The organism is Phocaeicola sp. GP0067 (genome assembly GCF_031119655.1).
Taxonomy (GTDB): Bacteria; Bacteroidota; Bacteroidia; order Bacteroidales; family Bacteroidaceae; genus Phocaeicola; species Phocaeicola vulgatus.
This window is the reverse complement of record NZ_JAVHZY010000013.1, coordinates 77,085-91,840: the sequence shown is the minus strand read 5'-3', so window position 1 is coordinate 91,840 and position 14,756 is coordinate 77,085. Positions and strand designations below refer to the sequence as shown.

The following is a 14,756-nucleotide window of genomic DNA, read 5'->3' as shown; positions in this document are numbered from 1 at the left end:
GTGCTGTAAGCATTTACAGATTCTTTTTTTGGATTTATATTACTATCTTTGGCAAGACAAAACTAATATTGAATAATGAAAAACTGGGTCGTTAAGCTATTGTTATTACTTTTCATTCCTTCTTTAGCAGGAATTTTGTTCACTGTTGCTCTTGGTTTTAATCCGGGGGGCTGGTTACAAATTACGACGTATGCTTTACCTCCGTTACTCACTCTCGCCGGAGGGGCTTTTATCGTTGCTTCAAGATGGAAAATTCCTTTTCTTATATTGATGGCAGCTGCAAGTATGGCCTTTAATATTCCTTTACAGAACTGGCTTTTTCATTCGGCAGATGAAGTGGTGCGTTATCATGCTGTTACCGATTTATATAATTTGGAGAATAATGCTCTGTATTTTACTTTCGATACTCTGGAGGTGGATTATGCCCGAAGGAGCAGTGTGACTGTCACTCGTGAGGTGACACGAAGTATGGGCAGACACCGCTATCGTAAGGAACAGAAGCAATATCATTTCTCTGTAGCTCCTGCATTTACCGATTCATTGCCCCGTCATAAGTATGAGGAGCGGGAAGTTAAGGCATGGGTTATTCCGGTGAGGCATGAGAAAGGACAAGCCGTTGTATGTTATGAGCGTTGTATTTTTGATTTAGATGATTATCAGAAAGCCATTGATCGGTCCCGCTGTAAACTCCACCATCCTCAAGCTCCGATTATACGACCTTTGTATTCACAGTTCATTACCCGGCAGGAATGGAAAGGAATCTTTTTGAATGTTGCATGGATTGTACTTTCTGTACTGATAGTACTGGGGGTAATTCTGAATTATCAGGCAGACAGGAGGAAAGCATAATATCGGAACAGACTGTATGAAGGGTACTTTATGAATATTATGATCTTCATGCATGAGGCCTGTCAGTACTATTGGTAAATTCTAGAATGATGTTTTCTTTATATAAAACTTTCCCCGGACATTTCATGACAGAAACATCCGGGGAGAGGTATTTCATTTTTTATTTATTGAAAAGTTTTATTTTGCCTCTACCTTCAGATTGGATAATTCTGTGTCCTTATGGATGGATGGCAGATTATTCTGTTTTACAACAACAGTATGAACTTTTCCTTTTGCCACTTGCGGCAAAGTGAATTTCTGCTTGTAGATAACCTGTTCCGCTGATGGGCGCAGCAGATAGCCTGTTTCTTTTTCAAAGCGGTTGTATATTCTTACCACAATTTGGTTACTGCCTTTTTGAAGCGGTAGCAGCACCTTTTCCTCGCGGAACTTGCAGCGGTAAGGGTTGAGGTGTTTCATTACCGACTTGCCGTTCAGATAGATTTCGATACCGTTTCCGGCACCTACATCTACTAGAATATCTTGTGCTTTGGGCGATTCTACCTGCTGCATCAGGAAGTAACTTTCCAGAATATTGCTGGGGAACATGGCTTTTTCCTCATTCACTTCTTTCCATTGTCCTTTTCTTACCGGTGCTTTGTCCGGATCAGTATGGATGGTGGCAGGAGCATCGAACAATCCGCTGCCCGGTCCGCAGAAGTAACGCTGACCCCATACGGTCTTGGAAGGCAGGTTTAATGCCTGTGCCTTGCCTGCGTCAAGGGTTACTGTGTAAGGTATTCCATCTACTTCAACCAGTAATTCCTTACCGTTCTCCTGCGGAGTATAGGTAAATTCCAATGCGTTGAGGTTGGATTTGTTGATGTTCCATTGATAGCTCACCGTACTGCGGTAGTTGCTGTAATAATCGAAACAGGAATAACTATAATTGGGAGTGCGCTGTGCAGCCATAGGTTGCGGTTTCACCGGTTGGTCGAACGTGGCGCAAATCACTTGGATGTCTTTTCCGTATGCGTCGGCGGGCAGTGTGAAGATCATCTCCTGTCCTTTCTGAATAGCTTTAATGTCTGCTTTTTGCAGTTTGCATCCCGGCACGTTCAAAGTGATTTTACCATCGGCAGGGCGGTTGCCTGATAAGATGAGGTAGAGGTTATTGCCTTTGCGGGTAATGGTTCCCCATTCGAATTGCTCACGGAAAGGAGAGGCTTCTGTGCCATAAATGGCTTCACCGTTTTTCTTCAACCAGATACCGATTTCTTTCAGCACCTCTCTTTCAAAGGGTACTACGGAACCGTCACCTTTGGGACCGATGTTCAGCAGGAAGTTTCCGCCATGGGAAACTACATTGATCAGGCTGCGTAGTTTTTCCATCGCTTTGGTGTGAACGTCCCCCCTTTTCTGCCAGGAACGGTAGCTCCAGGTTTCATCGAACATGGAAGCAGCTGTTTGCCATGCGGTCTGCAAGGAGCCTTCGGGGTATGTGTTGTCTGCCATGACACTGAAGTCATACTGATCGTTGCCCAACCGGCCGCTTACCATACAGTCTGGTTGCAATCTGTGCACCAGTTGATACAGTTCCTTGCTTTGTTCAGGAGTGTTGGAACCCATGTCAAACCATAGTTCGGAGATGGGACCGTAGTTGGTCAACAGTTCGGTAACTTGGGCTTTGGTGAATTCATGATGCTGTGGGGTGATGAAATCACAGTTATGGCTGGAGATAGGATAGGCTTGTGGAAAATGCCAGTCTATCAGTGAGAAATAGATGCCGAAGTTGATTCCGCCACGTTTGCAAGCTTCCGCCATCTCTTTTATGAAGTCGCGCTTGCCGGGGGTGGCATCGTATGAATTATAGTCGGTGGTGGCTGTACGGAACATACAGAAACCGTCGTGATGCTTGGTGGTAATGATGATGGAGCGCATACCGGCTTCTTTGGCCAGTGACACGATAGCGTCTGCATCAAACAGGGTGGGATTGAAGCGCAGGGCGGTATCTCCATACCAGTCACTGAAGATTCCCGCAAACGATTGGATTTGTTCACTGTATCCTCGGGTGACGGGGTTGCCTTCCCATACGCCTCCCAGTTCGGAATAAAGACCGAAGTGGATGAACATGGAATACTTGTTCTGATGCCATTTCTCAAATGCTTTTTCCGAGATTTGGGCTGTTGCACCCAGGCTTATGACACAAGCCATGATGAAGGTTAGTAATTTTTTCATGATTGTAATTAGTGGTTAACTGAATGAATATATTGCATAATTTCTGTTTGTTGGTCGGGATGGAACCACACGATGTCTTTGTCCCGTTTGAACCAGGTCATCTGTTTACGAGAGTAAATGCGGGAATTTTGCTTGATTTTTCCGATAGCGAATTCCAAAGTCCATTCTCCGTCCAGATACTTGAACATTTCTTTGTATCCTACGGTATTGAGCGAGTTCAGATGCCGGAAAGGATATACCTGCCGGGCTTCTTCCAGCAAGCCGTCCTGTATCATGATGTCCACGCGGCGGTTGATGCGGTCATACAATTCTTCGCGGTCGCGGGTTAATCCTATTTTGATGATGCGGAAAGGGCGTTCCTTGTGAGTACGGGTACGGAAAGAAGTATAAGTTTTTCCGGTCATGTAGCATATTTCCAATGCATGTATTACCCGTTTGGGATTTTTCAAATCCACTATTTTGTAATACTCGGGGTCCAGCAGCCTTAGTTCGGCGCACAGAGTGTCCAGCCCTTCCTGTTCGTAACGTCGTAGCATCAGCTGGCGTGTTTCATTGTCTACAGTGGGGATATCATCTATGCCTTTGCAAATGGCATCTATATACATCATGGAACCTCCGGTCAGTATTACAGTGTCATGGTTTTGGTATAGGATTTCCAGTTGTGCCAGTACGTCTGCTTCGTATTGTGCGGCGCTGTAATAATCTGTTAGCTGTAATGTTCCGACAAAATAATGAGGAACACGCGCCAGTTGCTCGGGGGTAGGGGCGGCAGTTCCTATCTTCAGGTCTGCATACAATTGGCGTGAGTCTGCCGAAACAATGGAAGTCCGGAAGTGTTCGGCAATGGAAAGGCTTAGTTCGGTCTTTCCTACACCGGTAGGGCCGATAAGGACGATAAGGGTGTCAGGCATGGTGTTTATAAAAAGAGAGGGGCGGACGTGTAACGTCCGCCCCCGTTAAGATTAATAGTTTTCTTGCTCATAAGGGTCCGGTGAGGAGGCACCGCCCATATCAAATCCTTCGGGATCAAAGTCTTCCATATCGAAGTCCTGGTCGCCATAGAAATTCTCGTCTATATCCAGATTTCCGCTATTGCTTTTTGCCATCATTTCGTCAAAGTCGACGGTTTGTTTCGGGGCTTCTCCGGCTTTGCGCGAACACACTGCTTTGTCAAGGTCTTTGCCGGTGATGATTTCCGACAGTTCAATGAAAAACACTCGTTCTGCCAACGGGTCGAATACATACAGCAATTTTTGCTTTTCGTCTTCCACCAAATCACTCAAGCGGGTTTCTCTCATGATGTAGCTGTCTTCTTCCGAACTGCTTCCCATATCTTCCAGTGTGATTTCCTGGTCTTTCTCCCAGTCGTCATCACAAATGAAGAAAGAGGTCATCTGGTCATCTTTATATCCTGCCGCTTTCAATATTGCTTCGTGCAAATCAAAGAAAGTTGCTTCCGAGTCTATCTTTATTTCTCTTATAAAATCATCGACTTCATCAGAGATTAGTGTAAATCTGTAAATCATATATTTATACTGTATATACTATATAACTTTTTTTTCGTGCAGTAAAGTTATAAAAAACTTTGTTATCTGATGATACCTCTTTGAGAATTTTCTATGAAAGAAATAATATATTCTATTTCTTTGCTCATAGGTATTTCTTTGCGTACTTGTTCCAAGGCATCGGTAACGTTCATGCCATTTTGATAAATAATGCGATAGGTGTTGTGTATATTCTCTATTAGTTCATTAGAGAATCCGCGGCGGCGGAGTCCTACGATATTGATTCCTGCGTAGGCAATGGGTTCGCGCCCTGCTATAATATAAGGAGGAATGTCCTTGCTGAAACGTGAACCGCCCTGTACCATTACATAACCGCCTACCCGGCAGAATTGGTGCATCAATACGGCGCCGCTGATAATGGCGTTATCATCAATGATAATTTCACCTGCCATCTTGGTGGCATTGCCTATGATGCAACCGCTGCCTATGATGGCATCATGTGCTACGTGTACTCCTTCCATCAACAGGTTGTTACTGCCCACTATGGTTTTGCCTTTAGCCGCTGTACCACGATTGATGGTTACATTCTCGCGAATGGTGTTGTTATCACCTATTTCGGCAGTCGTTTCTTCACCGCGGAATTTCAAATCCTGGGGAATAGCGCCTATAACAGCTCCCGGAAAAATGGTGTTGCCGTTCCCTATGCGTGAGCCATACAGTATATTGGCGTTAGGCATGATTGTGTTGTTATCACCGATAACTACATTCTTGTCGATAAACACAAAAGGACCGATTTCTACATTCTCACCAATTTTTGCTTCGGGATGTATATATGCTAATGGACTAATCATGTTGTTTTTTTAGTGGTTATTTATTTTTTACTATTTGTGCCATAAACTCGGCTTCGCAGACTACTTTCTCGCCTACAAACACATATCCTTTCATTGTGGAGATGCCCCGGCGGATAGGAGCCAACAATTCAACACGGAACAATAAAGTGTCTCCCGGCACTACTTTCTGGCGGAATTTCACACCGTCTATTTTCATGAAGTAGGTGGAGTATCTTTCGGGTTCGTCCACTGAATTAAGAACAAGCAGACCACCGCATTGTGCCATGGCTTCTACTTGAAGCACACCCGGCATGACAGGTTCCTGTGGGAAGTGTCCCTGGAAGAAGGGTTCGTTGGCGGTTACGTTTTTCACACCGACAATGTGGTTGGCGCCAATGGCAACGACTTTGTCCACTAGCTGGAAAGGATAACGGTGCGGAAGCAGTTCGCGGATGCGGTTGACATCCATGATGGGAGCTTCGTTGCAGTTATAGGACGGAGCCTGTATTTCGTGAAGTTTGATTTCTTTGCGTATCTGGCGGGCAAACTTGTTGTTGATGGTGTGCCCCGGACGGGTGGCGATGATACGTCCCTTGATGGGTTTGCCTATCAGTGCCAGGTCGCCGATGATATCCAGCAGTTTGTGGCGGGCCGGTTCGTTGTCCCATACCAAGGGAACATGGTTGATGTAGCCCAGTTTGGTGGCGTCCATGTGGGGAACCCCCATGACGTCTGCCAGCTTGTCGTAGTTTTCCTGGCTCATCTCTTTTTCGTAGATTACGATGGCGTTGTCCAGATCGCCTCCCTTAATCAGTCCGGCGCCCAGCAATGGTTCTATTTCGCGGACGAATACAAAGGTACGCGCGGAAGCTACCTCGGTGGGGAATTTAGCCATGTCTTCCAGTGTGGCGAACTGATTGGACAGTATTTTAGACTGATAAGAGATCAGTGCATTCACACTGAAATTTTCGTCCGGAAGAACAATGATGGAAGATCCGGTTTCCTCGTCCCTGAATTCGATTTTTGATTTTATGATATAGTAATCCTTGACAGCATTCTGTTCTTCGATTCCTACACGCTGTATATTTTCTACATACGCTTTGGCACTGCCGTCCAGAATAGGGAATTCGGGACCGCTTACCTGAATCAGGCAGTTGTCTATACCAGCTGCATAAAGAGCTGCCAAAGCATGTTCTACTGTACTTACTTTTATTCCGTTTTTCATCAGCACAGTGCCGCGGGTAGTATCACCTACGTTTTCTGCTACGGCATCAATTATTGGTTGTCCTTCAAGATCAATTCGTTGGATTTTATACCCGTGGTTGTCCGGTGCAGGATTGAATGTCACCGTCAAGTTTACTCCGGTGTGAAGGCCTTTTCCATTTAAAGAAAAACTGCCTTTTAATGTCTTCTGTTTCAACATGGGGTTTATTTATTTAGTTGTTTTTTTAATTCTTCTATTTCTTTCTGCATGGCGTTCAGTGTGGTGTAAATTTCGGGCAGTTTTTTGTATACGGCCGATGATTTCATGAAATTCTTGGCATCGATGGCCGGAGTGCCTAGAATTTGCTCGTTGGATTTCACGTTACCGGGAACGCCTGCTTGTGCGCCGATACCTACCTTGTCACCTATCTTAATATGTCCGGCTAGTCCTACCTGTCCGCCAAACATGCACCATTCACCTACTTTGGTGGAACCGGCAATACCCACCTGTGATGCCATGACAGTGTGGCTTCCTACTTCCACATTGTGTGCTATCTGGATCAGGTTATCCAGTTTCACTCCTTTATGTACAATGGTGGCGCCCATGGTGGCACGATCTACGCAGGTATTAGCACCAATCTCCACATTATCTTCTATGATGGCAATACCTATTTGTGGAATTTTTTCGTACCCTTCGGGAGAAGGTGCGAATCCGAATCCATCAGCACCGATTACGCAGCCTGCATGCAGGGTACAGTGGTTTCCTACCAAGCAGTCGTGATAGATGGTGGCATGTGGATAAAGTGTACAATTATTACCTACTTTGGCATGGCTTCCTACAGTAGCGTGCGGGTGGAGGGAAGTGTTGTCACCAATCTCAGCACCATCGCCTACGCAGGCAAACGGAGCGATATATACATCCTTCCCCAACTTCGCAGTGGGGGCAACGTATGCCAGCGGATCTATACCAGTCTTTTTAGGTTTGCTCATTTCATAGAGGGTCAGTAGTTTAGCCAGACTTTCGTAGGCGTTGTCTACCTTGATTAAGGTAGCTTTTACTTCTTGCTCGGGAACGAAATCTTTGTTTACCAACACAATGGTAGACTGAGTATCGTAAATGTAATGAGTATACTTAGGATTTGAAAGAAAAGAAATCGCTCCCGGCACGCCTTCCTCTATTTTAGCAAAAGTATGCACAGTTGCGTTTTCATCGCCAACAATAATTCCCTGGATGTATTCCGCAATTTGTTTAGCTGAGAACTCCATAATACTGTCTAATTCTTTATGTTCTAAATGTTTCAGTTTTGTTACTTGCGTGTTACATGTTAGTGTAAACACATCATTAATTATGCAAATTACGCATTTTTTTTTTATATATCCGTACAATTCGCTAATTATTTAATGTCCGTCGTTTTCGGAACGCAGGTAACATATATAATATTTTTTGACTTTTCGGGAGAGAAGAGAGATGTTGAGCATATCCGAAGCCTTGGCTATATCGCGGGTGCTTCCATCTTTATAGATGATTTCAATACTGTCATCCTCCTTTTTATACATATTGTTTTCTATACTGGATATGGATAGGAAGTATTTTGCTTCTTTCTTATTGATATTCAGTTGTTTACTTATTCTTGAAAGAATTTCTTCTTTTCGTGCTTTTGTGATGGAAGAGGAGGTTACCTCTACTTTGAATAGTTTCCTGTTAATCATTCCACGACTCAGAGTGGACAATACCACATCGCTGTGATTGCTCCAAACTTTCAGTGCAGTCCATATGTCATTATCATCTAATTGAATAAAATTTTCAAGACAATCCGGGCTGTTATAAAATTCTTTTTTATCAATAGGATGGTATAAAAAGAATCTTAAAGCGGGTGAGGCGAACAGCTCTACGCCACGTAAGGCTAATTCCTTTGCTCGTGTCAGAGTGTTGACCAGCATTTTTTCACTGGCAACGGAGGTCTTGTGCAGATATACCTGCCAGTACATCAGGCGGCGGGACATCAGGAAGTTTTCGATGGAGTAAATGCCTTTGGATTCTACTACCAGGTGATCGTCTTTTACATCAAGCATTTTGATGATGCGGGCGGACCCGATATTGCCTTCGGATACACCGGTATAGAAACTGTCACGCCGCAGATAGTCCAAACGATCCATATCCAATTGACCGCTGACCAGTTGGTGCAGGAATTTCTTGGGATATTCATCTTTGAATATCTGTATGGCAAGATTGAGTTGACACCTTTCATGTCCTTGTTCATTCGTTCCATCAGCATCAAGGAGATTTCTTCATGTGAAACGCCTCCTGCCAATGTGTTTTCCAGCACATGGGAGAAGGGACCGTGTCCGATGTCGTGTAACAGGATGGCAGCTTGTACGGCTTCCGCTTCGCTGTCAAAGATGAAGTTACCTTTGGCGGTAAGGTGCTTGATCGTTTCGCTCATTAAGTGGAAAGCGCCTAATGAGTGTTGGAAACGGGTATGTTGTGCTCCCGGATATACGGCAGAGGACAGGCCCAGTTGCTTGATGCGGGTAAGACGTTGCAGCAATGGGTGACATACAATGTCATATAGTAACCCCTTCGGGATGTTGATAAACCCGAAGACGGGGTCATTTATAATTTTTCGGTCACTCATGGGGAATAATTATTCAGTGTGCTGATATGCTTAAACCAATGTATTACGCTATGTATCTACCTGGTAATTTGCATATTAGCACATTGTTTTATTGGCACATTATTTTCTCCATCTGTGCCTGGACTTTCTGAGCTTCTTGTCCTGCTACAGTCGCAAAATTCTCAGTTTTATCCGCATAGATAATGGCACGGCTTGAATTAACAATAAGTCCACAGGTACTATTCATGCCATATTTGCAGACTTCCTCTAGAGAACCTCCTTGTGCGCCGATTCCAGGTACAAGCAGGAAGTGGTTGGGAACAATTTTACGGATGTCTTCGAAAGCGCGTCCTTGTGTGGCGCCTACTACGTACATCATGTTTTCATCGTTGGCCCATTCTTGTGATTTGCGCAATACTTTTTCGAAAAGGCGTTCGCCGTTGGTGTCCTCGGTCAGCTGGAAGTCGTGGGAACCCTTGTTGCTGGTAAGCGCTAGCAGGATTACCCATTTGCCTTCGTAACTCAGGAAGGGAGTCACGCTGTCTTCACCCATGTAAGGAGCTACGGTGACTGAGTCAATGTCCAGCTCTTCAAAGAATGTGCGGGCATACATGGCCGAAGTGTTTCCGATATCGCCACGTTTTGCATCGGCAATGATGAATTGGTCGGGATAGTTTTCCTTGATGTAGGATACAGTCTTTTCGAAAGCGATCCATCCTTTTACGCCCATGCTTTCATAAAAGGCCAGATTGGGTTTATAGGCGATGCAATAAGGGGCGGTAGCGTCAATGATGGCTTTGTTGAAAGCGAAGATAGGATCTTCTTCTTTTAACAGATGTTCGGGGATCTTCTTTATGTCGGTGTCCAGTCCTACACAGAGGAATGATTTTTTCTTTTGGATATTTTCAAATAATTGTTGCTTGTTCATTGCTATGTTTACAGTTTATGGTTTACGATATTTAAATTATAATTCGCTCTCTTTCAAACGTTCGGCATTCTCGGCTACAGTCAAATGGTCAATGCAGTCTTGAATGTCGCCATCCATAAAGGCGGCCAAATTGTAAATGGTATAGTTGATGCGGTGGTCGGTGATACGTCCTTGCGGATAATTGTAGGTACGTATTTTTGCCGATCGGTCTCCGGTAGATACCATTGTTTTTCGTTTGCTGGCAATGTCGTCAATGTACTTTTGGTGTTCTTTATCATATATAAAGGTACGCAGGCGAGAAAGGGCTCGTTCTTTATTCTTCGGCTGGTCACGGGTTTCGGTACATTCTATCAGGATTTCCTCTACTATTCCGGTGTTGGGGTTCTTCCAGTTGTAGCGCAGGCGTACTCCGGATTCCACCTTATTTACGTTCTGTCCGCCGGCACCACCGCTTCGGAAAGTGTCCCATTTGATTTCCCCTTCGTTAATTTCCACATCAAAAGGCTCGGCTTCGGGTAAAACGGCGACTGATGCGGCTGAAGTATGTACACGTCCTTGGGTTTCGGTGGCTGGTACACGTTGCACACGATGTACGCCCGATTCATATTTCAGAGTGCCATATACTTTATCTCCGGTTACGGAGCAGATAATTTCCTTAAAACCTCCTGCTGCTCCTTCATTGGCGCTGGATACTTCCAGTCTCCAACCTTTTGTCTCGCAGTATTTGGAGTACATACGGAACAAGTCGCCTGCAAAAATGGCGGCTTCATCACCTCCCGTACCACCGCGTATCTCCAGAATGGCATTTCGGTCATCTTGCGGATCCGCAGGAACGAGTAACAGTTTGATTTCCTCTTCCAGTTCTGGGATGCGGACTTCGCAGAGATTTGCCTCTTCGCGTGCCATCTCTTTCATCTCCGGGTCGGATTCGTTAGTCATGATTTGTTTGGCCTCTTCCAGTCCATTCAGGCATTGTATATATTCTCTACGGGCTTTCATGATGTCATTCAAGTCCTTGTATTCCTTGGTGAGCTTGACATAACGTTTTTGGTCAGCTATGACATTAGGGTCTGTAATGAGGGTGGAAACTTCCTCAAAGCGAGCCACTAACCCGTCTAATTTCTCAAGTAATGTATTATTGTTTTCTGCCATTCTTTTCTAAACATTTATTTGCGACATACCAAGTGAGTAATATCCACCCAAGTATGGCAAGTACTTTTCTTACTGTATATAGTATGTCATGCCAAGTTGTTTCATGACCCCATGCGGTAGAGATGAAATACAACTCGCGTATTGTATCAATCGTAACTAATGAGCATATTATTGCTCCTATGCCATAAAAAAATCTTTTTTTCAATGTAGCAGGCTTGGAAGTGTTATTATAATATTGCTTGTCAGTATTTGAATTCTCCAAACTCACTTTTGATAATTAGCTCCTTCTTGTCACTTTCTTCTATACGTCCCACGATCTTCGCGTCAATATTGAATGACTTGCTGATGGCGATCACCTCTTCGGCATGTTCGGGTGAGAGGTAAACTTCCAGGCGGTGGCCCATATTAAATACTTTGTACATTTCTTCCCAATCGGTGCCGCTTTGTTCCTTGATGGTTTTGAACAGAGGGGGAACGGGGAACAGGTTGTCCTTTACTACACGGCAATTGTTTCCTACAAAGTGCAGGACTTTGGTTTGAGCACCGCCTGAGCAGTGAACCATTCCGTGAATTTCAGGTCGGAGCGCATCCAGTAATTTCTTCACTACCGGAGCATAGGTACGGGTAGGTGAGAGTACCAGCTTTCCTGCATCCAGCGGACTTCCTTCCACAGCATCGGTCAGCTTCAAATTGCCACTGTACACTAGTTCTTCGGGTACTGCCTTGTCATAGCTTTCGGGATACTTCTCGGCCAGGTATTTTGCGAACACGTCGTGGCGGGCACTGGTGAGTCCGTTGCTGCCCATGCCTCCGTTGTATTCTTTTTCATAAGTAGCCTGTCCGTAAGATGCCAGACCTATGATGACGTCACCCGGGCGAATATTGGCATTGTTAATGACATCGGTACGTTTCATGCGGCATGTTACGGTAGAATCTACGATGATGGTACGAACCAAGTCACCTACATCAGCAGTCTCGCCTCCGGTAGCGTATACGCCTACACCCATTTCGCGAAGTTCGGCCAACAGTTCATCCGTTCCGTTGATGATAGCGGAAATGACTTCACCCGGAACGAGTAGCTTATTACGGCCGATAGTTGATGAAACCAGAATATTATCTACTGCACCTACACACAACAAGTCATCGATGTTCATAATCAGTGCATCTTGTGCAATGCCTTTCCATACGCTTAAATCGCCGGTTTCTTTCCAATACAAATAAGCCAGTGATGATTTGGTACCTGCACCGTCAGCGTGCATAATGTTGCAATATTCAGGATCTCCGCCTAGAATATCGGGGATGATTTTACAAAAAGCTTGCGGAAAAATACCTTTGTCAATGTTCTTAATGGCGTTGTGCACATCTTCCTTGGATGCTGACACACCGCGCTGCATGTATCGTTGATTGCTCATGAGTTATATATTTTATTCAATTGAATGTGCAAAAATAGTTATTATTTTGCTTATAGCCTTGAGTTTTATGAAAATAAAAGAGGAGAAGGGATTTATTCTGTTCCCATATTATTGCCGTTCCTGTTTTAGATTTATTGTTATGCTCTTATTTTTTAGACAAGTAAATTTAATATGTATATCGAACAGGCATTAATATCATACACTATTTATATGTTACAATGCCTTGTCAATATAGCGTTATAAAGAAAGACGCATAGTACAACCACCCCCCCATCAATATCAAAGATCTTAAAGACTATAAAAGAAAACACGGCCTAATTTAACGTGAAATATAAAATTCCCCCGTCATCTCATCGTCTTCATTATCAGTATGTTCCGGTGTGAAAATATCTGTAAAGGCCCCGAAACGGTTGGTAATCGCCGGTCAATGTACCACATTGCGCCCACCATACCCATAGCGGCAAAACTCCAACAGATGTACCTTGCCGGCAGTATGTTACCATGAAAACAGCCTTATGGCTTTATTGCTTCACCTGTGTGAAGCGGCAGTTTCACACAGGTGACAACGGCTCTTCACCCGAATGATAGGGCCTGTTCATCTGGGTGATGGTACAGATGGTGCACTCTTCTTGCACGGATACTGCCGTAAATATACCAAGATTACGTATCCAATATGACAACCGGCATCTGACGAGCTGGCTTCCGCAAGGAAAAACGAAAAAAAACACTTTGTGGGGATACAGAAAATTCTGTCACTGCATATCGTTGTATATCAGTATAATGCGGTGGCGGAACAAAAACATTGCAGTGCGGAAATAAAAAATAACAGTACGTAAAGTTTTATCAGATTATAACTTAACGACAAAGATGGATATGCCCGGCAGACAAACTTTTTGAGAGCCGGGCATCTGCAACGACATAATGTGTCATGCCAAAGAAGCAGTTTGCATTTTATTTTAGATTTTCATCAGTTTGATACAACCGATTGAAGAATAAACTTTTAGCGTAGTATTTGAGAAACAGAGGTAACGATTTAGCAACCGTGCGAATATCAGCGATTTGCGGTGCTATGCTGTCAAATAACTCTTTGCATTTATAAAGTTAATAAAATTATTCGGGGAATAATGCCTACTATCAAAAAAACTGCATCCTATCTTTGTAGATAGTCCATATAAAAAGAATGCAACCTCACAAATTATAGCTATCTTTGTGATTGAAACTCAATGCATCAATTACAATGGCAAAAATTACCGTTCAAAATACAGATATTAGCGTTGTCAAATACAATGAAGAAGACTATATCAGCCTTACAGACATGGCAAGAAGCCAACTGCAAGAGCATATTATCTTCCGTTGGCTTAGCCTTAAAAGCACTATCGAGTATCTTGGCGAATGGGAAATGTTGTATAATCCCGATTTTAATTGTACCGAATTCGGTACAATTAAAAATGCGGCAGGAAGCAATAATTTTGTGCTTTCGGTGAAAACGTGGATAGAAAGGACCAGTGCAATTGGTATTCGTTCTAAGGCTGGTCGTTACGGTGGCACATATGCACATCGGGATATAGCATATCATTTTGGTATGTGGATTTCTCCTAAATTCCAATTACTTCTTGTTAAGGAGTATCAGCGGCTAAAGACAGAAGAACAAAGGCTGCTCGGTTGGTCAGCGAAACGTGAATTGTCTAAAATCAACTACTGCATACATACTGATGCCATAAAACAAAACCTTGTTCCGATGGAAGTCACACCGGTACAAGCAAGCATTATTTATGCCAATGAAGCCGACGTACTGAACGTGGCGATGTTTGGTATGACAGCAAAACAATGGAGAGAAGCGAATCCCGAACTGAAAGGCAACATCCGTGATTATGCCACTATCAATGAACTTATATGTTTGTCGAATATGGAGAATCTAAATGCTGTGTTTATCGAACAGAATATGACACAAAGGGAACGTCTTGTTAAACTAAACCAAATAGCTATCCATCAAATGAGCATATTGGAAAGTAATGATAATCAAAATCGTAAGTTGTTGAAATAAA

The 14,756-nt window shown here is 43.8% G+C and carries 11 protein-coding genes and 1 pseudogene; 2 read left to right on the top strand and 10 right to left on the bottom strand.

Annotated features, from left to right (window positions below):
* The first annotated feature begins 75 nt into the window (after window positions 1–75).
* Window positions 76–849: a hypothetical protein gene (locus RE317_RS11925; protein ID WP_008670261.1), complete on the top strand. Its 774-nt coding sequence runs from the start codon at window positions 76–78 to the stop codon at window positions 847–849.
* Window positions 850–1,026: 177 nt separating this feature from the next.
* Here the strand turns inward: RE317_RS11925 and RE317_RS11920 are convergent, their stop codons facing one another.
* The 10 genes and pseudogenes from RE317_RS11920 to RE317_RS11875 form a co-directional block, all read right to left on the bottom strand.
* The gene (locus RE317_RS11920) at window positions 1,027–3,066 is read right to left on the bottom strand and encodes an alpha-L-fucosidase (protein WP_008670258.1); all 2,040 of its coding nucleotides are present in this window, start codon (window positions 3,064–3,066) and stop codon (window positions 1,027–1,029) included.
* 8 nt (window positions 3,067–3,074) lie between these two features.
* Window positions 3,075–3,977 carry a tRNA (adenosine(37)-N6)-dimethylallyltransferase MiaA gene (gene miaA / locus RE317_RS11915; protein ID WP_005851054.1) on the bottom strand — a complete coding sequence of 301 codons (903 nt, stop codon included), beginning with the start codon at window positions 3,975–3,977 and terminating at the stop codon, window positions 3,075–3,077.
* Between the two features lie 51 nt (window positions 3,978–4,028).
* Window positions 4,029–4,592, bottom strand: coding sequence for a hypothetical protein (locus RE317_RS11910; protein ID WP_005843033.1), 564 nt, complete (start codon window positions 4,590–4,592; stop codon window positions 4,029–4,031).
* A 62-nt stretch (window positions 4,593–4,654) separates the two neighbouring features.
* Entirely contained in the window at window positions 4,655–5,422 is a 768-nt protein-coding gene (lpxA, locus tag RE317_RS11905) for an acyl-ACP--UDP-N-acetylglucosamine O-acyltransferase (protein ID WP_005843031.1), read from the bottom strand.
* Window positions 5,423–5,438: 16 nt separating this feature from the next.
* Window positions 5,439–6,824, bottom strand: coding sequence for a bifunctional UDP-3-O-[3-hydroxymyristoyl] N-acetylglucosamine deacetylase/3-hydroxyacyl-ACP dehydratase (locus RE317_RS11900; RefSeq protein WP_005851058.1), 1,386 nt, complete (start codon window positions 6,822–6,824; stop codon window positions 5,439–5,441).
* A 5-nt stretch (window positions 6,825–6,829) separates the two neighbouring features.
* Window positions 6,830–7,870, bottom strand: a complete 1,041-nt coding sequence (lpxD, locus tag RE317_RS11895) for a UDP-3-O-(3-hydroxymyristoyl)glucosamine N-acyltransferase (protein ID WP_005851060.1) — start codon at window positions 7,868–7,870, stop codon at window positions 6,830–6,832.
* 132 nt (window positions 7,871–8,002) lie between these two features.
* Window positions 8,003–9,240 (bottom strand): annotated as a pseudogene (locus tag RE317_RS11890) (HD domain-containing protein).
* A gap of 88 nt (window positions 9,241–9,328) precedes the next feature.
* Entirely contained in the window at window positions 9,329–10,147 is an 819-nt protein-coding gene (gene pyrF, locus RE317_RS11885) for an orotidine-5'-phosphate decarboxylase (protein ID WP_005843024.1), read from the bottom strand.
* A 36-nt stretch (window positions 10,148–10,183) separates the two neighbouring features.
* Entirely contained in the window at window positions 10,184–11,299 is a 1,116-nt protein-coding gene (gene prfA, locus RE317_RS11880) for a peptide chain release factor 1 (RefSeq protein ID WP_005843023.1), read from the bottom strand.
* A gap of 242 nt (window positions 11,300–11,541) precedes the next feature.
* A complete protein-coding gene (locus RE317_RS11875; RefSeq protein WP_005851064.1) occupies window positions 11,542–12,711 on the bottom strand; it encodes an AIR synthase-related protein in 1,170 nt (389 codons plus the stop codon).
* 1,237 nt (window positions 12,712–13,948) lie between these two features.
* Here RE317_RS11875 and RE317_RS11870 point away from each other — a divergent pair.
* Window positions 13,949–14,755 carry a KilA-N domain-containing protein gene (locus RE317_RS11870; protein ID WP_008670246.1) on the top strand — a complete coding sequence of 269 codons (807 nt, stop codon included), beginning with the start codon at window positions 13,949–13,951 and terminating at the stop codon, window positions 14,753–14,755.
* The last annotated feature ends 1 nt before the right edge of the window (window position 14,756 follow it).

What these genes read in the sequence shown, in the direction of transcription:
- RE317_RS11925 (WP_008670261.1), top strand. Translation starts at nt 76, where the DNA reads ATGAAAAACTGGGTCGTTAAGCTATTGTTATTACTTTTCATTCCTTCT.
- RE317_RS11920 (WP_008670258.1), bottom strand. Translation starts at nt 3,066, where the DNA reads ATGAAAAAATTACTAACCTTCATCATGGCTTGTGTCATAAGCCTGGGT.
- miaA (WP_005851054.1), bottom strand. Translation starts at nt 3,977, where the DNA reads ATGCCTGACACCCTTATCGTCCTTATCGGCCCTACCGGTGTAGGAAAG.
- RE317_RS11910 (WP_005843033.1), bottom strand. Translation starts at nt 4,592, where the DNA reads ATGATTTACAGATTTACACTAATCTCTGATGAAGTCGATGATTTTATA.
- lpxA (WP_005843031.1), bottom strand. Translation starts at nt 5,422, where the DNA reads ATGATTAGTCCATTAGCATATATACATCCCGAAGCAAAAATTGGTGAG.
- RE317_RS11900 (WP_005851058.1), bottom strand. Translation starts at nt 6,824, where the DNA reads ATGTTGAAACAGAAGACATTAAAAGGCAGTTTTTCTTTAAATGGAAAA.
- lpxD (WP_005851060.1), bottom strand. Translation starts at nt 7,870, where the DNA reads ATGGAGTTCTCAGCTAAACAAATTGCGGAATACATCCAGGGAATTATT.
- pyrF (WP_005843024.1), bottom strand. Translation starts at nt 10,147, where the DNA reads ATGAACAAGCAACAATTATTTGAAAATATCCAAAAGAAAAAATCATTC.
- prfA (WP_005843023.1), bottom strand. Translation starts at nt 11,299, where the DNA reads ATGGCAGAAAACAATAATACATTACTTGAGAAATTAGACGGGTTAGTG.
- RE317_RS11875 (WP_005851064.1), bottom strand. Translation starts at nt 12,711, where the DNA reads ATGAGCAATCAACGATACATGCAGCGCGGTGTGTCAGCATCCAAGGAA.
- RE317_RS11870 (WP_008670246.1), top strand. Translation starts at nt 13,949, where the DNA reads ATGGCAAAAATTACCGTTCAAAATACAGATATTAGCGTTGTCAAATAC.